The 23969-nt window shown below is 55.6% G+C and carries 20 protein-coding genes; 13 read left to right on the forward strand and 7 right to left on the reverse strand.

Annotation, left to right across the window (positions count from 1 at the left end):
• Together MHM37_RS00755 and MHM37_RS00760 are read left to right on the forward strand one after the other, a co-directional pair.
• Complete coding sequence (locus tag MHM37_RS00755) at positions 1-2733, forward strand: sensor histidine kinase (protein ID WP_239295773.1); 2733 nt, start codon at positions 1-3, stop codon at positions 2731-2733.
• Between the two features lie 116 nt (positions 2734-2849).
• A complete protein-coding gene (locus tag MHM37_RS00760; protein WP_239295713.1) occupies positions 2850-4058 on the forward strand; it encodes an EAL domain-containing protein in 1209 nt (402 codons plus the stop codon).
• On the opposite strand, the gene MHM37_RS00765 is transcribed toward MHM37_RS00760, so the two are convergent.
• Both MHM37_RS00765 and MHM37_RS00770 read right to left on the reverse strand, forming a co-directional pair.
• Complete coding sequence (locus tag MHM37_RS00765) at positions 4051-4383, reverse strand: HlyU family transcriptional regulator (RefSeq protein ID WP_153843371.1); 333 nt, start codon at positions 4381-4383, stop codon at positions 4051-4053. The two genes, MHM37_RS00760 and MHM37_RS00765, sit on opposite strands and share 8 nt — an antisense overlap.
• A 49-nt stretch (positions 4384-4432) precedes the next feature.
• Positions 4433-5653: an argininosuccinate synthase gene (locus MHM37_RS00770; RefSeq protein ID WP_139527400.1), complete on the reverse strand. Its 1221-nt coding sequence runs from the start codon at positions 5651-5653 to the stop codon at positions 4433-4435.
• A gap of 208 nt (positions 5654-5861) precedes the next feature.
• Here MHM37_RS00770 and rnt point away from each other — a divergent pair, with 208 nt between their 5' ends.
• Positions 5862-6533, forward strand: coding sequence for a ribonuclease T (gene rnt / locus MHM37_RS00775; protein WP_139527398.1), 672 nt, complete (start codon positions 5862-5864; stop codon positions 6531-6533).
• A gap of 162 nt (positions 6534-6695) precedes the next feature.
• Positions 6696-7955: a 6-phosphofructokinase gene (locus MHM37_RS00780; protein ID WP_239295712.1), complete on the forward strand. Its 1260-nt coding sequence runs from the start codon at positions 6696-6698 to the stop codon at positions 7953-7955.
• Positions 7956-8048: 93 nt separating this feature from the next.
• Here the strand turns inward: MHM37_RS00780 and MHM37_RS00785 are convergent, their stop codons facing one another.
• Entirely contained in the window at positions 8049-9764 is a 1716-nt protein-coding gene (locus MHM37_RS00785) for a bifunctional protein-serine/threonine kinase/phosphatase (RefSeq protein ID WP_139527395.1), read from the reverse strand.
• A gap of 363 nt (positions 9765-10127) precedes the next feature.
• Here MHM37_RS00785 and ppa point away from each other — a divergent pair, with 363 nt between their 5' ends.
• From ppa to purH, 8 genes are all read left to right on the forward strand, one after another.
• Positions 10128-10658: an inorganic diphosphatase gene (ppa, locus tag MHM37_RS00790; protein WP_139527394.1), complete on the forward strand. Its 531-nt coding sequence runs from the start codon at positions 10128-10130 to the stop codon at positions 10656-10658.
• Positions 10659-10829: 171 nt separating this feature from the next.
• Complete coding sequence (gene dsbD, locus MHM37_RS00795; protein WP_239295711.1) at positions 10830-12698, forward strand: protein-disulfide reductase DsbD; 1869 nt, start codon at positions 10830-10832, stop codon at positions 12696-12698.
• A 318-nt stretch (positions 12699-13016) separates the two neighbouring features.
• Positions 13017-13478 (forward strand): acetyl-CoA carboxylase biotin carboxyl carrier protein, encoded by a 462-nt coding sequence (accB, locus tag MHM37_RS00800; protein WP_139527392.1) that lies wholly within the window; start codon positions 13017-13019, stop codon positions 13476-13478.
• 30 nt (positions 13479-13508) lie between these two features.
• Positions 13509-14849 carry an acetyl-CoA carboxylase biotin carboxylase subunit gene (gene accC / locus MHM37_RS00805; protein ID WP_139527391.1) on the forward strand — a complete coding sequence of 447 codons (1341 nt, stop codon included), beginning with the start codon at positions 13509-13511 and terminating at the stop codon, positions 14847-14849.
• 142 nt (positions 14850-14991) lie between these two features.
• Positions 14992-15903 carry a 50S ribosomal protein L11 methyltransferase gene (gene prmA / locus MHM37_RS00810; protein ID WP_139527390.1) on the forward strand — a complete coding sequence of 304 codons (912 nt, stop codon included), beginning with the start codon at positions 14992-14994 and terminating at the stop codon, positions 15901-15903.
• A gap of 98 nt (positions 15904-16001) precedes the next feature.
• A complete protein-coding gene (gene dusB, locus MHM37_RS00815; RefSeq protein WP_239295710.1) occupies positions 16002-17042 on the forward strand; it encodes a tRNA dihydrouridine synthase DusB in 1041 nt (346 codons plus the stop codon).
• The gene (fis, locus tag MHM37_RS00820) at positions 17039-17356 is read left to right on the forward strand and encodes a DNA-binding transcriptional regulator Fis (protein ID WP_239295709.1); all 318 of its coding nucleotides are present in this window, start codon (positions 17039-17041) and stop codon (positions 17354-17356) included. Before dusB ends, fis begins: the two co-directional genes overlap by 4 nt.
• A 50-nt stretch (positions 17357-17406) precedes the next feature.
• Positions 17407-18987 carry a bifunctional phosphoribosylaminoimidazolecarboxamide formyltransferase/IMP cyclohydrolase gene (gene purH, locus MHM37_RS00825; protein WP_239295708.1) on the forward strand — a complete coding sequence of 527 codons (1581 nt, stop codon included), beginning with the start codon at positions 17407-17409 and terminating at the stop codon, positions 18985-18987.
• Between the two features lie 67 nt (positions 18988-19054).
• On the opposite strand, the gene MHM37_RS00830 is transcribed toward purH, so the two are convergent.
• Complete coding sequence (locus MHM37_RS00830; protein WP_239295707.1) at positions 19055-20515, reverse strand: NAD-dependent succinate-semialdehyde dehydrogenase; 1461 nt, start codon at positions 20513-20515, stop codon at positions 19055-19057.
• A 110-nt stretch (positions 20516-20625) separates the two neighbouring features.
• Positions 20626-21177, reverse strand: coding sequence for a GTP cyclohydrolase I FolE (gene folE, locus MHM37_RS00835; RefSeq protein WP_139527385.1), 552 nt, complete (start codon positions 21175-21177; stop codon positions 20626-20628).
• 350 nt (positions 21178-21527) lie between these two features.
• On the opposite strand from folE, the gene MHM37_RS00840 reads away from it, so the two are divergent.
• Positions 21528-22121, forward strand: coding sequence for a hypothetical protein (locus MHM37_RS00840; RefSeq protein ID WP_239295706.1), 594 nt, complete (start codon positions 21528-21530; stop codon positions 22119-22121).
• A gap of 78 nt (positions 22122-22199) precedes the next feature.
• On the opposite strand, the gene MHM37_RS00845 is transcribed toward MHM37_RS00840, so the two are convergent.
• Positions 22200-23174, reverse strand: coding sequence for a serine/threonine protein kinase (locus tag MHM37_RS00845; protein ID WP_153843381.1), 975 nt, complete (start codon positions 23172-23174; stop codon positions 22200-22202).
• Positions 23175-23205: 31 nt separating this feature from the next.
• Positions 23206-23961, reverse strand: a complete 756-nt coding sequence (locus tag MHM37_RS17160) for a double zinc ribbon domain-containing protein (protein WP_331250799.1) — start codon at positions 23959-23961, stop codon at positions 23206-23208.
• Between the last annotated feature and the right edge of the window lie 8 nt (positions 23962-23969).

Consider the following 23969-nt stretch of genomic DNA (forward strand, 5'->3'; position numbering starts at 1 on the left):
ATGCGCAGCGACTGGGTAGTGTTGGGCGCCGCCTTTGGCTACTTAGCCCTGCTTTTCTTGGTCGCAGCCTGGGGGGACCGACGAGCCGAACAGGGGCGCTCACTCATCAACTCGCCTACTGTCTATGCGTTATCGATAGCCGTGTACTGCACTGCCTGGACGTTTTACGGCAGCGTCGGGCGCGCAGCGCAGTTCGGACCTAGCTTCTTGCTGATCTATTTGGGACCCACGCTGGCCATGCTGCTGGCCCCTTTTACGTTGCGCAAAATGGTGCGGATCGCCGCTCGGCAGCGTATCACTTCCATCGCCGATTTCATTAGCGCCCGTTATGGGAAAAGTTCGCTACTTGGCGCACTGGTGGCCGTCATGGCATTGATCACGATTACGCCGTATATAGCACTCCAGCTCAAAGCCATCACGGTGAGTCATGCGGTGCTGATGAACTATCCGCTAGGTGCCGATACCACGCTCGAACATGAACGCTTCTGGATGGATCGTTCCTTTTGGATTGCGATCGTCTTGGCCCTGTTCATCATTCTGTTCGGCACGCGTCATCTTGATGCCAGCGAGCGACATGAAGGCATGGTAGCGGCCATCGCCGTCGAGTCCTTGGTCAAGCTGGTGGCGTTTCTGGCAGTCGGTATCTTCGTCACTTTCCTCCTGTTCGAAGGCCCTGGCGCTCTTCTAGCAGCCGCCGCCGAGGCGCCAGCGCTCATCACTAGCATGCATTTGGAGAACGTTCCTGGTGGTGCGACGGGCTGGGTCGGCATGCTAATGCTCGCGTTTTTGGCCTTCTTCACGTTGCCCAGGCAGTTTCAAGTCTTGGTCGTAGAGAGCGTGGATGAGCAGCACTTGGAGCGTGCCAGTTGGCTCTTTCCGCTCTATTTGCTACTGATCAACCTGTTCGTCATTCCCATTGCGTTGGCAGGCGTCCTCTTGGGCGAGAGTGACCCGGATAGCTTCGTGCTCACGCTACCGCTCTCCGCAGGGCTAGAAGGTTTACCATTATTGGTGTTCATTGGCGGACTCTCGGCGGCCACCGGCATGGTCATCGTCGAGACCATCGCGCTGTCTACCATGGTGAGTAACCAACTAGTGATGCCACTTTTATTAAAACTAAAAGGCTGGCAAACAGGACGTCATGGTCGCCTCGCCATTTGGCTTTTGAACATCCGGCGTATCGCCATTTTGGTCATTTTGATCATGGGCTATCTCTACCATGCACTGATTGGCGATAGCTACAGTTTGGTGACTATTGGACTGGTCTCGTTTGCGGGCGTGGCACAATTTGCACCTGCGCTATTGATCGGCCTTTATTGGCGCGGGGCGACTCGTCAAGGCGCCACCTGGGGATTAGTGGCAGGCTTTTGGGTATGGTGCTACACGCTGCTACTGCCGGGATTTGCCCAGTCCGGTTGGTTGGAAGCAGAGTTCATGACACAAGGCCCTTGGGGCATCGGCTGGCTCGCCCCCTACGCCTTACTGGGACTCAGCGGGTGGGATATCTACACACACTCGCTGTTTTGGAGCATGACCGCAAACGTCGGCTTATTGGTCGCGGTGTCGCTCTTCACGCGAGCCACGCCCATGGAGCATGCGCAGGCAGCGCTCTTCACCGAGGCTCTGCACCCCCATTTACCTACAGCGTCTAGCTGGCAAGGCCAAACTACCGAAGGTGACTTGTATGCCCTACTCGTCCGCTATCTGGGCCATGGGGCAACGCACAAGGTATTTCGCAACGCCCCTCCTTCGCTCTTGAAGGAGACCGATGCTCAGCAACGTCCCGCGTCGAGAGAGTTGATCACTCGTGCCGAACAAGCTCTGGCCGGGTCGCTTGGCAACGCGTCTGCCAGCGTCTTGATACACTCCGTTCTACGCGGTGAGGCACTGGACATGGCCTCGGTACTCACCATTCTCGACACGACCTCGCAGGCTTTGGAGTACAACCGCCAATTAGAGCAAAAATCCCAGGAGTTAGCTCGCATTGGCGAGGAGCTGCGCCGTGCCAACGAGCAGCTGCGGGAAGTGGATCGAATGAAGGATGAGTTCGTGGCGATGGTCAGTCACGAGCTTCGCACTCCGCTCACTTCCATCCGTTCGTTTGCCGAGATTTTGCGTGACACACCCACCATTGAGGCTGAAAAACGCCAGCAATTTCTGGACATCATGGTGCTCGAGAGTGAGCGTTTGTCTCGATTGATCGACGAAATTCTTGACTTGGCGCGGCTCGAGAGCGGCCACCTATCCCTCCAGCCCATTACGGTTGACTTGATTCACATTGCGCAGCAAAGCCGCCAAGCACTGGCACGACTGCACGCCGAGCAGGGCATCGATGTCGAGTGGGTCTGTGATGTCTCCAATGCGCCCGTCATGGCCGATCCAGATCGCCTTGAACAGGTCATCATCAATCTGTTGGAGAATGCGCGAAAGTTTGCCAACCCAGAACATCCGCGCATACGTTTACATGTTTACGAAGCGGACCAAGGATATTGCCTGAGCGTTGAGGATAATGGGCCAGGCATCCCGATCGGTGAACGTGACAATGTATTCGAAAAGTTTTATCAATTGACGTTATCGAAAAATGAGCATGCGTCTCACCGGCCCAAAGGAAGCGGTTTAGGCTTACCCATCAGCCGTGCCATTATTCACCACTTAGGTGGCGAGCTCTGGGTAGACGCTTCTTCTTTAGGCGGTGCTGCGATGACGCTTTCGCTTCCACGACACATCGTTTAAGTAAACAATTGTGCCATTCAACGCACTGTGACCTAGTGTAACTAGCACACGTTTGTATTTTTACGCTATTCTGCGCGTCCGCCCGTTTTCCCTCTGACAGTTGGAGTAGCGGCATTATGCAAGGGTCAGCGCAAGATAAGACGACTACCGACCAGTACACCATTGCAATACAGCCAATTGTCGACGCTCGCCTACAACATGTAGCTGATGAGCTACTGTATCGTGGCGACTGTTCGGCCATTAGTGCCGCCGTCTTCGATGATGTGCAAGCCACCGCTCGAGCTTGTGCTGTCGCTATTTATGAAATTGGCCTGGATAAACTGTGTGGCCAACGTAAGCTTTTTATCAATGCCTCTGGCGAGTGGTTACTCAACCCCGATTTAGGCGGCCTGCCGCAGAGTCAAATCGTCATTGAAATACTCGAAGACATCGAGGTCAATGACGCGCTATTGCATGCATTACGTAAGCTGAAATACCAAGGCTATACGTTAGCGCTTGATGATTTCGAATTGACCGACGCAAACCGTGCACTATTAGCCTTAGCGGATATTGTTAAATTCGATATCTCTACCGGGCTCCCCACTGCGCTCATTCAACGCCTTTATAAAGAGGGCTACACGCTGTTAGCCGAGCGTGTAGAAACTTACGAAGAGTTTGAAAAGTGTAAGGCGCTTGGATTTAGCTTATTTCAAGGGTATTTTTACCAGCGGCCTCAGGTACAAACCACAAACACGCAGCGACATAGCACGTCACGCGCTAATCAAATGCAACTGCTGGCTCATCTTTACAGCGATAGAGTGCGCTTGCCTGCTTTGAGTACGTTCATTGCTCGTGACCCCTATTTATTGAACGCCGTCCTCAAACGCGCCAATTCGGCAGAAAAGGCAGCTCAGCACCCTGTCCACAAACTACTCGACTGTATTCATATCATCGGGTTGAAAGAGTTACGCACGCTGGTATCGATCATCATGTTAGCGGGGAATAATCCTGCGAGCAAAATCAACCTCATTAGCGGATTGACTCGGGCATTTGCATGCGAAGCACTTGCCGAACAGCGCGGGTTAGACGAGGAAGAAGGCTTTATCACCGGACTCTTTTCGCATATGCCGGTCATCATAGGGATCGACCTCGAGACGATACTTAAGGAGCTACCACTGAGCCAGCCGATCCATCAGGCGCTTATCCAACGTCAAGGCCCACTGGGCGAGCTGCTTGCACATATCGAAGCCACTGAGCGCGGCAGCCCTCCTGCCGATGTGCCTGCAGAGTTGATACTGCAGGCGGCGGCTGAAGCACGAACGCTAATGGACTCGCACATTAGCTAGTGGGTGGGTTCTCCCGGCGAGGGTCTGGCTCGAACATCGCATCGCCCACTTCATCGATATAGCGCTGCGCCTTCGACACCATCAAGGCGTCGCAGGCGTCCCGCCCAGGCACCATGTCAGAACGCTCGAAACGGTGCTCCTGCGCCCCGCCCTGGTTGTCCAGTTTGCGGATCCAACCGCTGACCCGATACTGACCACTTTGATGATCGGGCTGCGAAACGATGAGATACTCTTTGTACTCCACCGGTTCGGCGGCTTTGGTGCCGGTGTTCGTTTCGTCGCTGCCGTGGCCCCCAAACAGGCCTGAAAGCAATCTTTTAAACATAAAGACTCCTGGTAGGCGGTGGCCAGTGTTCACTGGCCACCGCTCAACGCTAGCTCTGCTGACGGCCTTTGCCAGCGGCAATACGCAGACGCAGCGCGTTCAGCTTAATGAAGCCTTCGGCGTCTTTTTGGTTATACGCACCCGCGTCGTCTTCAAACGTGGCAATGGACTCATCGAACAGAGACTGCTCGGATTTACGGCCAACGACCGTTGCGTTGCCTTTGTACAGCTTCATACGCACCACGCCAGAAACACTCTTCTGCGTCTCGTCGATAGCAGCTTGCAGCATGCGGCGTTCAGGGCTCCACCAATAGCCGTTGTAGATTACTTCGGCATACTTGGGCATGAGCTGATCTTTAAGATGCGCTTCTTCACGATCCAGCGTCAGTGATTCGATCGCACGGTGGGCACGCAGCATGATCGTACCTCCCGGCGTTTCGTAGCAACCCCGCGACTTCATGCCCACGTAGCGGTTTTCGACGATATCCAAACGTCCGATACCGTTGTCGCCGCCCAGCTTGTTGAGCTTTTCGAGCACTTCGTGCGGCTTCATCGTTTCGCCATCGATGGCCACGATGTCGCCTTTCTCGAACGTCAGCTCAACGTAAGTGGGCTGCTCGGGCGCAGCTTCGGGAGAAACACTCCAGCGCCACATGTCCTCTTCGGCTTCCGCCCACGGATCTTCCAGAATGCCGCCTTCATAGGAGATGTGCAGCAGGTTGGCGTCCATGGAGTAGGGAGATTTCTTTTTCTTGTTGGAGAAATCCACCGGGATGCTGTGCTCTTCGCAGTAAGCCATCAGCTTTTCGCGAGACGTCAGGTCCCACTCGCGCCAGGGAGCAATGACTTTAACGCCCGGCTTTAGCGCGTAACCGCCTAGTTCGAAACGCACTTGATCGTTACCTTTACCCGTTGCGCCATGGGAGATGGCATCGGCGCCGGTTTCATTGGCGATTTCGATCAGGCGCTTGGCGATCAGCGGGCGAGCGATGGAGGTGCCCAGCAGGTACTCACCTTCATAGATGGTATTGGCACGAAACATCGGAAAGACGTAGTCACGCACGAACTCTTCGCGTAGATCTTCGATGTAAATCTCTTTGACGCCGAGAGCCTGAGCCTTGGCGCGGGCAGGCTCGACTTCTTCACCCTGACCGATGTCGGCAGTAAAGGTCACAACCTCGCAGTTGTAGGTTTCTTGCAACCACTTGACGATAACGGATGTGTCCAGGCCGCCTGAATATGCCAGCACAACCTTTTTGACATCGGACATTCTTTGCTCCTTGTAAAAAGCAGTTCACCAGAAGGAGTAGCGCCCTTACGCACTACTTGTTCATTCAAACTGTCAGTATAGCGTTCTCGATGCCCAGCGAATACCGTCAACGACGCCTTGGGGGTAAAGCTGCTAGAATCACCCAAACCCTAGCGGCTAGCTTGACCGCTACCCCTGACCGACTACTCGCTTTACTAAGGAGAGCTGCATGAGCGAGGCAATTGCCCGCGAATTGATGGCCCAGCGTTTTCGCAGTTACTTACCGGTTGTCATTGATTTGGAGACAGGTGGGTTTAACGCCCAAACGGACGCCGTGTTGGAGATTGCAGCGGTCACACTCACCATGGACCCCGACGGCAATTTACTGCCTGATGCCACCTACGCGTATCATGTTCACCCTTTTGAAGGCGCCAACGTCGAGCAATCAGCGTTGGATTTCACCGGCATCAATCTGGATGACCCGCTTCGTCGGCACGTTGCGTTGAGCGAGGCCGAAGCACTAGGGGAAATATTTCGACCCATACGCAAATCGCTAAAGGCGCACGGCTGTTCCCGGGCGATACTCGTGGGTCACAATGCGGCATTCGACCATGGCTTTTTGAATGCAGCGGCCAACCGCTGCAACGTCAAGCGCAATCCGTTTCACCCCTTTTCCAGTTTCGACACGGCGACGTTGGCGGGGTTTGTGTATGGACAAACCGTGCTCGCCAGAGCGTGCCGTGCCGCGGGGATCGAGTTCGACAACAAGGCGGCCCACTCGGCACGCTATGACACCGAGCGAACGGCCGAACTGTTTTGCGCCATGGTCAACCGCTACAAAGACTTAGGCGGCTGGCGGCTGGCTCAGCGTGAACAAGCGCTAGATGGCGGCGATGAATAAATCCGCCAGCAGCGCTTTTGAAACAGCATCTAATGCACCAAAAATGGCTTTACGATAAACTTTACGTCATTTACGAGCGCTTGGCTCTCAGGCAAGCAATGCAGCCAACGCTTGCCGCCACAATGTGATATCCCACCCGTTTTGAGGAGATGAGACGTTTCCATGGCCCAGCATAATGCCTTTTACGCCCAGTCCGGTGGCGTTACCGCCGTCATCAATGCCAGCGCCTGTGGCGTTATCGAAGCTTGCCGGCAAGCCCCTGATCAGATCGGCAAGGTGTATGCCGGCCATAACGGCATTATTGGTGCACTGACGGAAGATTTGATCGATGTCACTCAGGAGAGCGATGACGCCATTGCCGCTCTGCGACACACCCCGGGCGGAGCGTTTGGCTCTTGTCGCTACAAGCTGAAAGACATCGATACGCACCGCGCGCAGTACGAGCGTCTTATCGAGGTTTTCAAAGCGCACGACATTCGCTATTTCTTCTACAACGGCGGTGGCGACAGTGCCGATACCTGCCTAAAAGTCTCGCAGCTCTCCGAAAAACTAGGGTATCCGCTGACGGCCATTCACGTTCCCAAAACCGTCGACAATGATCTTCCCATCACGGATAACAGCCCTGGTTTCGGCAGCGTCGCGAAGTACATCGCCACCTCGACCCGGGAAGCGTCGCTGGATATCGCGTCCATGTGCGCCACCTCGACCAAGGTGTTCGTACTGGAAGTGATGGGACGCCATGCGGGCTGGATTGCTGCGGCTGGAGGCCTGGCTGGCGAAGGAGAAGGCGAGCCACCGCACCTGATTATCTTCCCGGAAGTGGCATTTAACCGTAAAGCGGTCATGGCGCGAGTCGATGAAAGCGTCAAAAAATTTGGCTACTGCGTGATCGTGGTGTCGGAAGGCGCGCGCTACGAAGATGGCACTTTCCTTGCGGATGCAGGCAATACCGATGCCTTTGGTCACCGCCAGCTAGGCGGCGTGGCGCCCACCCTGGCCGGCATGATCAAGCAGGACCTGGGCTACAAATACCATTGGGCCGTGGCCGACTACCTGCAGCGTGCGGCGCGTCACTTGGCTTCCAAAACCGATGTTGAACAAGCTTATGCCGTTGGCCGTGAAGCGGTCACGCTGGCGCTGGCGGGCAAAAACTCCATGATGCCGGCCATACGCCGCATCTCACAAAGCCCGTACCAGTGGGACGTGATTTCTGCTCCGCTATCGCAAATCGCCAACCAAGAGAAGTTCATGCCCCGCGACTTTATCAGCGACAGCGGTTTCGATATTACCCAAGCGTGCCGTGACTACTTATCACCGCTGATCCAGGGCGAAGATTTTCCGCCGTTCGAGAATGGTCTTCCGAAAGTCACCAAGTTGAAGCTTGCGAAAGTGGAACAGAAGTTGCCAACCTTCACGCTGTAACCTCTGTTCTAACATCAGAGATGGCGAAAGATAAAAGGGCGATGACTCGTGTCATCGCCCTTTTGACATTCGCAGTATGCGCTTGAAACGTGCCTAGCGCAGCAGCCACGAAAGCACCAACAGCAGCAGCAAAATACCCGCCACGCCCTGCCAAAAGCGTCGAGACTCGGTGCGGGGCTCTTCGCGTTGCACAGCACGCCCCAGGGGTAGCCTCAGCGCGTGAAGGAACTCCGACATCCGTCGAAAACGCAGTGGCCGTTGCGGGTCCAGCGCGCGACGCAGCGCCTCGTCAAGCGCAGGGGTAATCTCTGGATTGGTGGTACGAGCGCTACGGTAGCTGAGCTCTTCCAGATCGGTATGGCAACGCAACTTATTGGGGGTAAGCGTATAAGGTAATGCCCCGGTCAAAAGCCAGTAGACCGTAGAAGCCAACGAATACTGGTCGCTGCGGCGACCCACGCTGTCGCCAAGCGCATACTCTGGAGCTGTATGTTCGTTGAAACCGATTTGACGAAGCAGCTCGCCCGAGTGGCGGTGTCCATCGACCTCTCGCATATGGCAAGCACTAAAGTCAGCGAGCACGAGCTTACCGTGCGAGTCGATAAGCACGTTGTCAGGCATGATCTGTTGGTGAATGATGTCGCGATGGTGCAGGGCTTGGACCGCCTTACCCAACTGGTTAGCGATATCCAAACGCTGAGCAAGACTGGCCTGGGGGTGCCGCTCGGCCCATTGACGCAGCGTCTCACCTTCTACGTTCTGCATGAGGTAATAGAGGTATCTTCGCGGGCGTGATGGTTCCATGACCTTGACGACAAAGGGGGAGTTCACCCGCTCGACCACCCACTGCTGCAGCAAAAAGTGCTCTAGATAGGCGTTACGCAACGATAGCTCGGGGCTTGGTGCCTTCATCACCATGACACGATCACTGTAGACATCGCGGACGCGATACACCCTCGACTGTGCATTGCGTGACAGCACGGCCTGCACCTCCAACCCATCTAGACGCTCGCCGGGAGCCAATTCGGGAGGAATGGGCAGGTCGCCATATAGTAAGCTGGGGTGATCGGTTGCCTCCTCCGGCAGTTCGTCGATGCGGAGTAATTGGAAGCAAAATTGATCGCCGCCATACCCTCGCTCTTGCGCGCGCTGCTTTGCCTCGCCAGCCAAGCGCTCGCAAGCAGCATCTAGGTCGCTAGCATCTTGGCGAATGAGCCGCACATAATCAGAGGGCATCAAGGTGCCGCGCACGGCCTGAGTGGTGAAAACGAACAAGTCACCCTGCTTCAAGCCCAGATGGGTGTAATCGATATCGACGCTGCCATCCATGCCTAACGCGCGAGAGGGGTAGCGATACCCACCCACATCGGTCACGTGATCACGGGTAAGCTGCTCAAACTCGGCACCTCGCAGGCGAAAGACCAGCGTATCTCCCATGTGAAACAGATGACCTTCGCGACCTAAAAACACCATGGCCGAGAGCGACGAGACGAAGCTACCCTCTTTGACATGCTGGCTCTGGCTGTAACACCAACTATTCAACGCACGTAGCACGCGGGTTGCCGACGTCTTGGTGTCCCAGTGGTCAGGCGTGGAGTAATAATCGGCGAGAAATCCGCGCACGCTCAAATCCCCCGCCTGCTTCGCCATCGTATTGCGAGAAATCGAGTCACTAATCACTGCGCAGCCGCCCTTTAACTTCAACAGCGGCGCTTCTGGTAGGCGTACCGACATTGAACTGCGGTGCTGCCGGCGTTCTGGGGCTACGAACGCTTGTCCATAACTCATTAGCAACTGGGCGTGCGCCAACTCATCCTCCTAGACTTACGGCTCACCATCGCAACGATCATTGCGAGCACTTCTCGCGATCCTTACTGCATCAAGCGCTATCATACATGCTGGCATGACGAAGCGATGCCCACCAAACGTCGAGAGTAGCACAAAAAGACACCCTGCCATGCCCACTACCCAGCCAATGCACCAAGAGACGCCACCGAGATCGCCGAGGAAGGTCAAGCTGCCATCGATGCGGGTATGTGACGGCAAACACCTATGTCGCATTGGTAATCTATCGACCTTGTTCGTATAATTCTTCACCATTAATGCAATGCATCAACTGCTTAGCTACTGCAATCTGCACTAGGTAAGAAAAGCCAAGCCAAGGAACCAACGATGAACTTTGATAACATCCCCGCTGGAAAGGATTTGCCCAACGATATCTACGTGGCCATTGAAATTCCTGCTAACCACGCGCCGATTAAGTACGAAATCGACAAGGATATGGGTGCCCTCCTCGTTGATCGTTTCATGGCTACACCCATGTTCTACCCGGCCAACTACGGCTTCATTCCGCATACTCTGGCAGATGACGGCGACCCCTTGGACGCCCTGGTCGTCACTCCTCACCCTGTCGCGCCCGGCAGCATCATTCGCGCACGCCCGGTGGGCATCTTGAACATGACCGATGAAGCGGGTGAAGATGCCAAACTGGTCTGCGTACCGCACCCGAAACTTTCATCGCTGTATGACGACGTTCAGGAAGTGACCGATCTGCCCGAACTGTTGCGCCAACAAATCGCACACTTCTTCGAGAACTACAAAGACCTCGAAAAAGGCAAGTGGGTGAAAGTCGAGTCTTGGGAAGGCGTAGAAGCTGCGCGTAAAGCCATCGAAAAATCGGCCGCTGCTTACAAGAAAGCATAAGCCTCACTGCCCTATGAAAGGCCGCCTCTCGAGGCGGCCTTTTACGTAGGGATGAACGGCGTAGGACCGCGTCACGTCACCGCAGACAGTACGCCAACCTCGACAGGTGCGTTATCCTGCTCTTTTGCACCCTTTCGATATCACTGCGTAAGGATACTCTACGTGCCACTCATGCGACGTTTCAGCTTGTTTTTCATGCTCTGTTGGCTACCTCTATTCGCCCACGGGCAGTGGTTCTCTTCCAGCAGCGACAGCGACTTCTTGCCCGTCATGGAAGCGTTTCAGCCGAGCGCATGGCACGATGGGGAAACGCTGAGCGTTGGCTTCGACATTGCCGATGCCTACTATCTTTACCGTCATCAGCTGTCGGTCACAAGCGAGCAACCCTCCATTGAACTCGGTACGCCCACCCTGCCACAGGGCATCTTTACTACTGATGAATTCATGGGAGACGTGTACGTTTTCCGCGAAAAAGTAGTGTTCGATATCCCGCTTAGCCAACCATATAGCGGTCCTATCGACATCGCGTTGACCTTTCAGGGATGTGCCGATGCAGGGCTGTGCTACCCGCCAGAGCAAATTACCTTGACGGCTGCTGAAGCGTCGCCCCCCAGCGTATTTGCCCACTGGCAAAACGAGAAAACATCAAGCGCATCAACGTCGGCTGCTTCAGTCGAATCCGCATCAAACGACTCAGCGTCACTAGCGGGCGGAAACATTGGCTTCGCTGCGCCGCAAAGTGAGGATAGCCAATTCAGCGCGCTCATCAGCAATACCAGTTTACCGCTCGCTCTTGGGCTCTTTTTTCTCGCGGGTATCGGTCTTACCTTTACCCCCTGCGTGCTGCCCATGATCCCAATCCTGGCGTCCATCGTCGTTGGACAGAACCCCACCAAACCCCGTGCTTTCTTACTTTCTGCCAGCTACGTACTTGGCATGTCCGTCACTTATGCGCTGGTGGGCGTATTGATGGGCCTATTTGGCGCGGGGCTGAACCTCCAGGCACATTTACAGTCTGCACCGGTTCTGATCACCTTCGCCATTCTGTTTAGCCTTTTTGCGTTGGCGATGTTTGGTGCGTTCGATCTACGTGTCTCGCCACGTCTTGCCGGTAAAGTAGACACCTGGCAAGCACGCGCCCAGCGCAGCGGCCCACTTGGTCTCGCCGCTGCCGGCGCGCTATCGGTACTGGTGGTATCACCTTGCGTCACGGCCCCCCTTGCGGGCGCATTAGTATTCATCTCCTCAACCGGAGATGCCGCCATGGGCGGCGCCGTGCTGTTTGCACTAGGGCTCGGCATGGGGGTCCCACTATTGCTCGTCGGCACGTTTGGCGCCACACTAATGCCACGCTCTGGCGGCTGGATGAATGGCGTCAAAATTGCGTTTGGCCTGTTATTACTCGGCGTTGCCGTTTGGATGGTCGAGCGTTTGATCGCCCCCTCAGTGGCGCTCTTGCTGTGGGCGGCGCTAGCCATCGGCAGCGCACTTGCACTTGGCGCTCTCACGACGGCAAGCACATCTGGCTGGGCCAAAGTGCGCCAAACGCTAGGCTTGATGCTACTGGCATGGGGGGTCGCTCTGGTGCTTGGCGCGGCTCAGGGCAGTAGCAACCCGCTTCGCCCTCTGGCGGCCACTACCTCTGGCACTGCCCAGGCCGTGGACACGCTAGAATTTGAAGACGTCGACAGTCTCGATGCGCTAGAGGCTGTCCTAGCGCAAGCCTCACACGAAGGACGTCCCGTATTTGCACACTTCACTGCCGATTGGTGTATATCGTGCAAACTCATGGAGCGTGATGTCTACCCGACTCCGCAAGTCGCCGAGGCGTTGAACGATTTTCAACTCATTTCGGTCGATGTCACGAAGACCAATACGCAGAGCCGAGAACTACTCGATCATTTCCAACTCTTTGGTCCTCCTAGCCTGCTACTGTTTGACCAAGGGCAAGAAGTGCGTGAAGCGCGTATCCAAGGGGAGGTGTCTGCCGGAGCCCTCGTGCAGCATTTAAATGCCTTCAAACGCTGGCAAGAGAGCTAGACAGGCAACACGCTAAACGACAGCGCTTCAGCACACCTTTACAGCCACTGTGTCGCGAACGTCGTCAAACAATTGTTTAAATCGCAAAATTTGCTCCTCTTTAGGTGGATACTAGACACTGGTAGAGTTTTTCGGCAAACTCCGCAGCCATATTTGCTAAAAATGCATCTTTTAGCGATGAGCGTGGGGTAACGTTCGAGATCGTGCCTCGTTCTCTTCGTTTTTGAATTTGGTTTACTGCGCTTGCGAGCGCCACGCGATACGGGCCTAGTCGGCCTGTGACAACGTGCTAATTTGATCAACTTTTGGGGCCTACGGATGGATATTCGCAAAGTCAAAAAACTAATCGAGCTGCTGGAAGAGTCCAATATCAGCGAAATCGAAATTCAAGAAGGTGAAGAGTCGGTTCGTATTAGCCGTCACCCCAATGGCGCCGTTTGGCAGCCGCAGCCAATGCCGCAGTACGCGCAGCCCGCACCGGCAGCTCCTCAAGCATCGGCAGCCACTTCGCCGGCCGAAGCCGAGCCTCAGGGTGCCAGCTACCGTGGTGAAGCCGTCAACTCCCCCATGGTAGGCACCTTTTACCGCAGCCCGGCACCGGGTGCCAAAGCCTTCGTTGAAGTGGGCGACACCGTGAAGCAAGGCGATACCGTTTGTATCGTCGAAGCCATGAAAATGATGAACCAAATCGAAGCTGACCGCGATGGCGTGGTCGAGGCCATCCTAGTGGAAGATGGCGAGCCAGTGGAATTCGATCAACCGATGATCGTCCTCGCTTAATCTTTCATATCAACACGGGTGGATTCTCCCATGCTGGACAAGGTACTTATCGCGAACCGCGGCGAGATTGCCCTTCGTATCTTACGCGCCTGCAAAGAACTCGGGATCAAAACCGTAGCGGTTCACTCCAAGGCAGATCGCGAACTGATGCACGTTCGTCTCGCCGATGAAGCCGTGTGTATCGGCCCCGCCTCATCAGCGCAGTCGTACTTAAACATCCCGGCGTTGATCAGCGCGGCGGAAGTCACTGATTCGAGCGCCATTCACCCCGGTTATGGCTTTCTCTCTGAGAATGCCAACTTTGCCGAGCAGGTAGAGCGCTCGGGGTTCACCTTCATCGGCCCGCGCGCTGAGACCATCCGCTTGATGGGCGACAAAGTGAGCGCTATCAACGCCATGAAAGCGGCGGGCGTTCCCACTGTGCCTGGCTCCGATGGGCCGCTTGGCGACGATGACGCCACCAACTTGGCCACAGCGAAGCGCATTGGCTATCCGGTGATCATCAAGGCAGCGGCGGGTGGCGGCGGCCGCGGTATGCGCGTGGTGCACACCGAAGGCCACTTACTGTCTGCCATTACCGTCACGCAAACCGAAGCCCATGCAGCCTTCGGCGACGGAACGGTCTACATGGAGAAGTTTCTAGAGAAGCCTCGCCATGTGGAGGTGCAGGTATTGGCTGACGGCCAGGGGAATGCCATTCACCTCTATGACCGCGACTGTTCGCTGCAGCGTCGACATCAGAAAGTGTTAGAAGAAGCACCTGCGCCAGGCCTTGATCCTGACGCGCGCGCGAAAGTACTCGACGCTTGTCGCCAAGCGTGTATCGAGATCAACTATCGCGGCGCGGGCACTTTCGAATTCCTCTACGAAGATGGTGAATTCTTCTTCATCGAAATGAACACCCGTGTTCAGGTCGAGCACCCGGTGACGGAAATGGTGACGGGTGTCGATATCGTCAAAGAGCAGCTGCGCATTGCAGCTGGCCTACCCCTGTCGATTCGCCAGGAAGATGTGAAGCTGAACGGCCATGCGTTCGAATGTCGTATTAACGCTGAAGATTCGCGCACCTTCATGCCGTCTCCCGGCAAGGTGACCCTGTTTCACGCGCCTGGTGGGCTCGGCGTTCGCATGGACTCACACCTGTATACCGGCTACACCGTACCGCCGCATTACGACTCCTTGATCGGTAAGTTGATTACCTGGGGCGCTGACCGCGACATCGCCTTGACGCGCATGCGCAACGCACTCGACGAGCTGCTGGTCGAAGGCATCAAAACCAATATCGACCTGCAGAAAGACCTGGTCCGCGATAGCTACTTCCGCCAGGGCGGTGTCAATATCCACTACCTCGAGAAAAAGCTGAGCAGCTAATCTTTTGGTGGCGACGATGCCCGCCTCTTGGCGGGCATTTTCGTGAGGCGGCCCCTATCATTCCGCTAATGTACCCGCTTCGTGATGTCGTCTTGATGATATCGCCCGTTTGTTTCTTCCTTATTCGCCGTGGAGACTCCCCATGCCCTGGCTGCAATTAAAAGCACACGTCGCTCCCGAACAAGCCGAGCTTCTCGAAGAATTGCTGCTCGAAGAGGGCGCGACGGCAATTGGTATGCAAGATGCCCACGACGACCCGGTCTTCGAACCCGAGCGCGGCACGACACCGCTATGGCAAGACACCATATTGACGGGGCTTTACGACGATCTAGATGGGATCGATGGCATGCTGAGCCGTATTGAAGCGGCTTGGGCAGAACAGATGCCAGGTGAACCCTGTCCGGCCATCGAGTACGAACTGCTAGCAGACCGCGACTGGGAGCGGGAGTGGATGGATGACTTCACGCCGCTGCGCATGGGGGAACGACTATGGATCGTGCCGAGTTGGCATGAGCCGCCCGAGGCGGGCGCGGTCAATCTGATCCTCGACCCGGGCCTTGCGTTCGGGACCGGCACTCATCCGACCACCGCGCTGTGTCTCGAGTGGCTGGATGGTTTAGCGGTAAACCATGAACTGCAGGGCAAAGATGTGCTGGACGTCGGCTGTGGCTCTGGCATTCTCGCCATTGCGGCCTTGAAGCTAGGCGCCTCCCACGCCGATGGCACGGATATCGACCCGCAAGCATTGCAGGCTAGCCGTGACAATGCCGAGCGCAATGCCATCGACGCCCAGCAGTTCACTCTCTGTTACCCTGAACAGTTGGAAGGCGGCCCCTACCCCATCGTTACAGCCAACATTTTAGCAGGCCCACTGGTCGAGCTATCCAATACGATTGCTGGACACGTGGCCCCTGGTGGCCGTATCGCGCTATCAGGCATACTGGCCAACCAAGCCACCGAAGTACGAGAAGCCTACGAAGCACAAGGGCTCTACATGGATGAGCCTACCCTTCGAGAGGGCTGGGTGCGTTTGACAGGCCGTCGCCCCGCATAAAATCGGGATTGGCCTTCAATAGCTTGCCGAGTAGGCGTATCATACGCTCCCTTGAAACGCCCTACTCGCCGCTTTCATGCCTAGCAAAGTATACCGCAATGACGTTGATGACTACTTCGCCACCTGCGATTGGGCCTTACCAACTGCCTAACCCGGTCATGCTGGCCCCGATGGCGGGCGTCACTGATCGCCCATTTCGCCAGCTATGCCGTCGGTTAGGCGCGGGCTGGGTCGTGGGAGAGATGGTCACGTCAGACCCTTCGCTTTGGCACACGCGCAAATCCCAGCTACGTATGGATCATCAGGGCGAACCCGACCCACGGGTCGTACAGGTCGCTGGCGGGGATGCCGAGATGCTGGCGCAGGCGGCGAGACTCAATGTCGAACTAGGCGCGCAAATCATCGACATCAATATGGGGTGCCCGGCAAAAAAAGTGTGCAACAAAGCCGCTGGCTCAGCCCTCATGCGTGATGAAACGCTGGTCGCCGAGATTTTAGATGCCGTTGTGAAAGCGGTGGACATCCCCGTCACGCTCAAGATACGCACCGGTTGGTGTGCCGCTTCTAACAATGCACTGCGTATTGCCAAGCTGGCGGAATCTGCGGGCATCCAAGCGCTGGCCATTCATGGCCGTCACCGCGAACAGCGCTATACTGGTGAAGCCGAGTACGACACGATCGCCGACATAAAATCGCACCTCACGATCCCCGTGATTGCCAATGGCGATATCACCACCCCGGAGAAAGCCGCTCATGTGCTGCGTTACACTGGCGCTGATGCAGTGATGGTTGGCCGCGGCGCACAGGGCAATCCGTGGATTTTTCAACAAATCACGCATTACCTGACCCATGGTGAGCACTTGGCATCACCCGGCTTGGCTGAGCGATGCAGCGTCCTGCTGGAGCATCTGCAGGCACTTCATGACTTCTATGGCACCACCATGGGAGTGCGCATCGCGCGCAAGCACGTCGGCTGGTATCTCGACGACGACACGCGCTTTAACAATACCCAGCAGCGCACGCTCAAGCAGCAGTTCAACGCTCTGACCACGCCTGACGAGCAGTTTGACTGGATCCACAACGCCATGACCCAGGACGCTTCGAAGCGTCTGCTAGCCAAAGGAAGCCATGCGGCATGACTGAACGCGACCTGCTCTCCAGCGAACGCTCCTCACGACTCTCAGGCACGCTAGCAGCCCCCAGCGCACAGCCACAGCCACTGAGAGAAGCGGTAGAGACCGCCATGCGCCGTTACTTCGAGCATCTCGATGGCAGCCAAACATCTGACTTATATGCCATGGTGATGGCCGAAGTAGAGGCCCCACTGTTAGCGTGCGTGATGGAGCATACCGACGGTAATCAAACTCGCGCCGCCGACGTACTTGGCCTGAACCGTGGCACGCTACGCAAAAAACTCAAGCAGTATGGATTGATTGAAAGTGACGCCCCTTGATGGGGCGTTGCCGTTTTTTCACCTTAGACCCGTAGATGACGAGCATCCTTATGGCTGATAGCACCCCTACCCCCGTCCGCCGCGCCCTGCTGAGCGTATCCGATAAAACCGGCATCGTGGAGTTTGCCCAAGGCCTTGCCGCACACGGCGTCGAGCTGCTCTCCACCGGCGGCACTTACCGTTTGTTGAAAGAAAACGGAATGACGGTAAAAGAAGTATCGGAACACACCGGCTTTCCAGAAATCATGGACGGTCGGGTCAAAACGCTGCATCCGAAAATCCATGGCGGCATTTTGGCGCGCCGCGGCCAGGACGATGCCGTCATGGCTGACAATGACATCACCCCTATCGATATGGTGGTCGTCAACCTGTACCCGTTTGCAGCAACGGTCGCTAAACCAGATTGCACGCTCGAAGATGCCATCGAGAACATCGACATCGGCGGCCCCACCATGGTGCGCGCCTGTGCCAAAAACCATGCCTATACCACCATCGTGGTGAATGCCGACGATTACACTCGTGTGCTTGGCGAGCTCGACGAAAATGCGGGCCAAGTCAGCGCTTCCACGCGTTTTGACCTGGCCGTTAAAGCGTTCGAACATACCGCCGGTTATGACGGCGCCATCGCCGACTACCTGGGCCGCCAGGTCGCCAGCGACGGCACCACCTTTGCTCGCACCTTCAACCTGCAGCTTCACAAAAAGCAAGACATGCGATACGGCGAAAACCCGCATCAAAATGCTGCGTTCTATGTCGACCCCGCCGCCAGCGAGCCTAGTGTAGCCACCGCCAAAACGCTGCAAGGCAAGCCGCTCTCTTTCAACAACGTGGCCGATACCGACGCAGCATTCGAGTGCGTGAAAGCCTTTGACGAGACCGCCTGTGTCATCGTTAAGCACGCCAACCCGTGCGGGGTCGCCGTAGGCGCGACCGCATTGGAAGCTTACGACAAGGCCTTTGCCACCGACCCCACCAGCGCCTTTGGCGGCATCATTGCCTTTAATGTGCCGCTTGATGCGGACACCGCGCGAGCCATCGTTGACCGCCAGTTCGTGGAAGTCATCATTGCGCCTGGCGTCCATGATGAAGCGGCCCGCATCGTGGCGGAGAAACAGAACGTCCGCTTGCTGGATGTCGGCGACCATTGGCCGGGTACTGCGCAGCCTGCATTCGACTTTAAACGTGTGAATGGCGGCCTATTGGTACAAGATCGTGATCAAGGGATGGTCACTGAAGAGGCGCTCACCGTGGTCAGCGAGCGCGCCCCGACCAGCGAAGAGATGCGCGATCTCACCTTTGCATGGCGCGTTGCCAAGTTCGTGAAATCCAACGCCATCGTTTATGCAAAAGCGGGCCAAACCATTGGTGTCGGCGCAGGACAGATGAGCCGCGTGTACTCCGCTAAGATCGCAGGTATCAAAGCCGCCGATGAAGGGCTTTCCGTACCAGGCTCAGTGATGGCCTCCGATGCCTTCTTCCCTTTCAGGGACGGCATCGACGCCGCCGCTGCCGCTGGCATCACTGCCGTCATTCAGCCTGGCGGCTCCATGCGTGACCAAGAAGTGATCGATGCGGCTAACGAAGCAGGCATTGCCATGGTCTTCACCGGCATGCGTCACTTCCGCCACTAAACGGTCAGGTCATCTCACCTGCATTAAAAAAGCCCTCACTAGTGAGGGCTTTCAGGTCTATGATGAACTACTTACCAAGATCGATGCAGAGATACTTCGTTTCCAGGTACTCTTCCAAGCCCTGATGTCCCCCTTCTCTGCCGAGACCTGACGCCTTGACGCCACCAAACGGTGCCGCCGCATTGGAGATAAGGCCGGTATTAATGCCTACCATGCCATATTCTAACGCCTCTGCTACACGCCATACGCGAGCCAAATCCCGGGAATAGAAGTAAGACGCCAAGCCGTACTGAGTATCGTTGGCCATCTCGATAGCGGTTTCCTCATCATCGAAAGGAAACACGGCAGCAAGCGGACCAAACGTCTCTTCATGCGCCACTTTCATGGCATCGGTGGCAAAACTGATGAGCGTAGGCGTAAAGTAATTGCCCCCTAAGGGGTGCGGATGGCCACCTAGCAGCAGTTCGGCACCGTGATCGACGGCATCCTGGACGTGTTCGCTCACCTTTTTCACGGCGCTCTCATCGATTAACGGCCCGATGTTTACGCCTGGCTTAGTACCATCCCCCACTTTGAGTTCACTGTTCATCGCAACGGCCAGTTTTTCGCAAAACGCATTGATGACACTGGATTGAACCAAAAATCGGTTCGTACATACGCATGTCTGACCCGCATTACGAAACTTTGCCGCCATGGCGCCTTCTACCGCGGCGTCTAAATCCGCATCTTCGAACACAATGAACGGCGCATTGCCACCCAGCTCAAGCGAAATCTTTTGGATGTGTTCCGCTGCTTGAGCCATTAGCTTGCGCCCCACCTCCGTCGATCCTGTAAAGGTGATTTTGCGCACCTTGGGAGACTCAGTCAGCGCTTTGGCAATATCTGACGCGCTGCCAGGCACCACGTTGAACACACCACGAGGAATGCCTGCACGTTCGGCTAGCAGAGCCAATGCCGTCGCCGAAAACGGGGTTTGGCTTGCAGGCTTGACAACGATCGTGCAACCAGCAGCCAGAGCGGCAGCGGCTTTGCGTGTAATCATCGCTGCTGGGAAGTTCCAAGGAGTGATCGCCCCCACTACACCCACGGGCTGCTTGGTAACGACGATGCGCTGATTGGCATTGGCTGCAGGAATCGTTTCACCGTAAACGCGACGAGCCTCTTCAGCAAACCAACGTAGAAAGCTCGCAGCATAAACGATTTCACCTTCAGCTTCTTTGACCGGCTTACCTTGCTCATGCGTCATGAGAAGCGCGAGATCCTGCTTATGTTCGAGCATCAAATCATGCCATTTGAGCAACAAGTCCGCCCGCTCTTGAGCAGTTAGCGCCCGCCATGCCGGCAGTGCTGCATCGGCTGCCTCGATGGCACGCTCGGTTTCCGCTCTACCCAGTCGAGGGATATCCCCTACTGGCTCGCCGGTAGCGGGATTCGTGACGTTGATTTGCTCACCGCTGTCAGCGGCTACCCAACTGCCATCGATATAGGCAAATGGGCAATATAGCTGCGTTTCTCTCAGCGCTTCCATGACAGACTCCTGACCAAATGACGGCCTAATCGGCTCATTGACCCGTTCATGCTAAGACGAAACGACGCGTTTCACCAAACCTTTGATACAAAAGGTCAGCGCCACTCGGCCTAACTAATCAATGTCAAAAATTCCTGGCGAGTGGCTTGGTTACTGCGGAACCCTCCCAGCATGACGGAAGAGGTCATGCTTGAGTTCTGCTTTTCGACCCCACGCATCATCATGCAAAGGTGTCGAGCTTCGATGACGACCGCCACTCCTCGCGCCTGGGTGACTTGCTGCACCGCTTCTGCAATTTCTCTGGTCAGGTTTTCCTGAATCTGCATACGTCGCGCATACATGTCGACGATGCGCGCGAACTTGGACAAACCCAACACCTTGCCACTGGGCAAGTAAGCTATGTGACACTTGCCAATAAATGGCAGCAAATGGTGCTCGCACATCGAGTAGAGCTCGATATCCTTGACCAACACCATTTCGTCGGTTTGTGATTCGAACACGGCGCCATTGACGATCTCTTCGAGCGACTGGTGATAACCAGCGTTCAAAAACTGCATGGCCTTGGCGGCTCGCTTGGGCGTATCTCTTAGGCCCTCGCGATCCGGGTTTTCACCCAAAGCGGTAATGATGTGACGGTAATGTTGGGCGATGTCGTCGGTCATGGTAGGCCTCATTAAACTGTGCTTGTTCGCTATCACTCAATCGCTTTGCAGCAATGTCATCGCGCCAGCGAGCCTCATTTTCGGCAAGCTATTTTTAGCTTGCAGTGTTATCCGTTTAGCTGCCTTACCTAGCGTGCTAGCTGAACGCCTATCTTGGACAACCATCCTGTACAAAAAATATACCTTAAAAAATTTATGTACAACAAGAACGGCCTATTAATCTATTTTAACGCACCTAAGCAGGCTGTGGCAGAGTGACACGCCCCCCCCTTCGGCACTATAGGAGCTGTGCTATGCTATGGGCATCATTTTCCTGCTGACAATGCAGGTATCACTGTTGAGAGTAAGCCATGTCATTTAAATCATCGCCCTTTTGGCTAGCCGCCCTGCTGGGTACGTTATGGGTATCTCCTACTTATGCAGAAGAGTCGATGCTGACCTTGCCAAGCGGCGCAAAGGTGGGCGTTGAAGTCGTCGAGGCTCTGGCGTTCGATAATACCCAGTCACGTTATAGCGACATTCTTCTTCATCCAACGACCGCTAACGGGACCACAGACGCGCTTCCTGAATATTGCTTGCTGGTGGCGAGCGCACAGCTAAACGGTGATCGCATACGTATTACCACGCAGGATGCCACCTGCATTGAAACCCATGATGCAGAAAGCGCCATTTACTCCGGCTCATTCTCTGCGAGCGCTTACGCCGAAGATGGCCAATATGGTATCCCCTGCGGTAACGGTGACTGCACGCTTGCACCTGGACAATCGTTCGTTCTTACGTTGGATGAAAGCATTCAGATCGCCGCGCAAGATAACCCCTCTGCCGAGATAAACGCGACTCGGCGTCAAGCCAATGGTGAAGGCGTGGCCAACCCAATTCCTGGCGAACGTCCTGATCCTGACCAAAGTATCGAAAACCCAGCGCCGACTGAACAGCCTAATTAACGCCTACTTTTTCATACCGCGGCCTTTCGTCGTTGAATACGAAAGGTCGCTGTGTCCTTTCCTCATCGTTGTTCGATGCTAGGCCAGCCACAATGGCGTTTCTAACTGAAGCAACTGCTGCTCGAGCTGTCGTATGTGTTGATCCCAGTAACCCGCTTCCGCCAACCAGGGAAATGCGCGAGGAAAAGCCGGGTCTTCCCAGCGACTAACCAACCAAGCCGCGTGTCGTGTGAGACGATACGCTCTTAAAGGCTCGATGAGTGACATTTGCTCATGCGGAAATGGCCTGGTTTCTTCGTACCCCTCGACGATTTCACTAAGCTGCGTGCGCCACTGCTGAGGCTCTTCCATGGGTAACAGCATCCAAACGTCCTGAATGGCAGGCGCCATCAAGCAGTCGTCGAAATCGACCAGATGGAAGTCTCCATCACGACCTAATACGTTACCTAAGTGGCAGTCACCGTGAGCCCGAATCATACACTCAGCGCTCAACGCTACGCTCTCTAAATGTTGACGTATCTTATTCACTACCCGTTGATAAGCGCGCGCCTGATGGTCATTCAGCCACGGGCTTGCCAGAACACGCCGCTCGGCATCACTGACACCTTCCGCTAGCCGCAGCGTGTCACGGTGCTGAAAAGGGGCTTGCGCTGCCACTTCGTGAAGCCGTCCTAACACCTCCCCTAAGGCAAACAAGTGGTCCGGGTTATCCAACTCCGGCGCTTGACCAGAGCATTGAGAAAACAGCGCAAAACGAAATGGTCCAAACGTATGCAAAGATCTGCAATGCGCATCTCGCCAAGGTGCGACGACAGGCACGCCTGCCTGGGTCAATTCGGTTAAGAACGCGTGCTCTTCTTCGATCGCTTCGTTGGACCAACGTCCCGGCCGGTAAAATTTCACGACCCAACGGGCACCCGTGTCATCACGGAACATCAGCACACGGTTTTCATAGCTATTCAAAGCAAAGGGTTCCCCTGAAGGCCAGATACCGATTGACTCTATTGCCGACATGACGAGGTCAGGTGACAGCGCACTAAACGGATGCGACATAAATGACTCCTTAAAAGAGCTGACTAGTTTATCAACTCTTCTGAAAGGGTGTGCGAGCAGCTGCCCATACGTCCACGCGCTTCGCACCCTGTGCCAGCGCAGCGGCGGCCAAGGCATGGCCGGTTGCCCCTGTGGTGACTACATCATCGACGATGGTGACATGTTCAGGTATGCCCCCCTCCATCCTAAAGGCGTCGCTTACGTTTCGGCGCCGCTCTTTACGATTCAAAGAGCGTTGTGAAGGCATCTGTTTGATACAACGCGCTCGAAGGACTGGCATACCCGTGCTCTTGCCGAGCCGTTTGGCCAGCCAATGTGCTTGATTAAAGCCACGTTCTTTAGCCCGCGCTGGAAACATGGGGACTGGAAGCAAAGCGTTACCCAACGCGGGCGGTGGTTGTGAAAGCATCAAATTCACTAGCAACTGACCGGCACGAGGCGACGCCTGAAATTTGAAATCATGCACTAGTTGCGACACAACCTCTTGATAGCAAAGTGCTGCAGTGGTGATCGTAAAGCTCGGCGGCTCTACCAAACAGTGGCCGCAGCGACTCTCACCGGCGCCCAAAAGCGGTTCGGCACACTGCTCGCAGCTCACTCGATTCCAAGGCAGTTGCGCATAGCACTCCTCACACCATCCGCTTTCAGTTGCTCGAGAGCACAAACAAAAGGCGCAGTAACCTGGCAAACCTCGCTTAAGCCACTGATTCATGACCATGGTCCATTTCATCATTGTATGTACATCCCATGTCTGACAGTCAAAATAGCAGCGCATCGTGATTGACATTAACGCAG

The organism is Halomonas sp. MMH1-48 (assembly GCF_022348105.1).
Classification (GTDB): Bacteria; Pseudomonadota; Gammaproteobacteria; order Pseudomonadales; family Halomonadaceae; genus Vreelandella; species Vreelandella piezotolerans.

Excerpts from the sequence above, each read along its gene's own strand:
- MHM37_RS00755 (WP_239295773.1), top strand. The coding sequence starts at position 1 with ATGCGCAGCGACTGGGTAGTGTTGGGCGCCGCCTTTGGCTACTTAGCC.
- MHM37_RS00760 (WP_239295713.1), top strand. The coding sequence starts at position 2,850 with ATGCAAGGGTCAGCGCAAGATAAGACGACTACCGACCAGTACACCATT.
- MHM37_RS00765 (WP_153843371.1), bottom strand. The coding sequence starts at position 4,383 with ATGTTTAAAAGATTGCTTTCAGGCCTGTTTGGGGGCCACGGCAGCGAC.
- MHM37_RS00770 (WP_139527400.1), bottom strand. The coding sequence starts at position 5,653 with ATGTCCGATGTCAAAAAGGTTGTGCTGGCATATTCAGGCGGCCTGGAC.
- rnt (WP_139527398.1), top strand. The coding sequence starts at position 5,862 with ATGAGCGAGGCAATTGCCCGCGAATTGATGGCCCAGCGTTTTCGCAGT.
- MHM37_RS00780 (WP_239295712.1), top strand. The coding sequence starts at position 6,696 with ATGGCCCAGCATAATGCCTTTTACGCCCAGTCCGGTGGCGTTACCGCC.
- ppa (WP_139527394.1), top strand. The coding sequence starts at position 10,128 with ATGAACTTTGATAACATCCCCGCTGGAAAGGATTTGCCCAACGATATC.
- dsbD (WP_239295711.1), top strand. The coding sequence starts at position 10,830 with ATGCGACGTTTCAGCTTGTTTTTCATGCTCTGTTGGCTACCTCTATTC.
- accB (WP_139527392.1), top strand. The coding sequence starts at position 13,017 with ATGGATATTCGCAAAGTCAAAAAACTAATCGAGCTGCTGGAAGAGTCC.
- accC (WP_139527391.1), top strand. The coding sequence starts at position 13,509 with ATGCTGGACAAGGTACTTATCGCGAACCGCGGCGAGATTGCCCTTCGT.
- prmA (WP_139527390.1), top strand. The coding sequence starts at position 14,992 with ATGCCCTGGCTGCAATTAAAAGCACACGTCGCTCCCGAACAAGCCGAG.
- dusB (WP_239295710.1), top strand. The coding sequence starts at position 16,002 with ATGACGTTGATGACTACTTCGCCACCTGCGATTGGGCCTTACCAACTG.
- fis (WP_239295709.1), top strand. The coding sequence starts at position 17,039 with ATGACTGAACGCGACCTGCTCTCCAGCGAACGCTCCTCACGACTCTCA.
- purH (WP_239295708.1), top strand. The coding sequence starts at position 17,407 with ATGGCTGATAGCACCCCTACCCCCGTCCGCCGCGCCCTGCTGAGCGTA.
- MHM37_RS00830 (WP_239295707.1), bottom strand. The coding sequence starts at position 20,515 with ATGGAAGCGCTGAGAGAAACGCAGCTATATTGCCCATTTGCCTATATC.
- folE (WP_139527385.1), bottom strand. The coding sequence starts at position 21,177 with ATGACCGACGACATCGCCCAACATTACCGTCACATCATTACCGCTTTG.
- MHM37_RS00840 (WP_239295706.1), top strand. The coding sequence starts at position 21,528 with ATGTCATTTAAATCATCGCCCTTTTGGCTAGCCGCCCTGCTGGGTACG.
- MHM37_RS00845 (WP_153843381.1), bottom strand. The coding sequence starts at position 23,174 with ATGTCGCATCCGTTTAGTGCGCTGTCACCTGACCTCGTCATGTCGGCA.
- MHM37_RS17160 (WP_331250799.1), bottom strand. The coding sequence starts at position 23,961 with ATGTCAATCACGATGCGCTGCTATTTTGACTGTCAGACATGGGATGTA.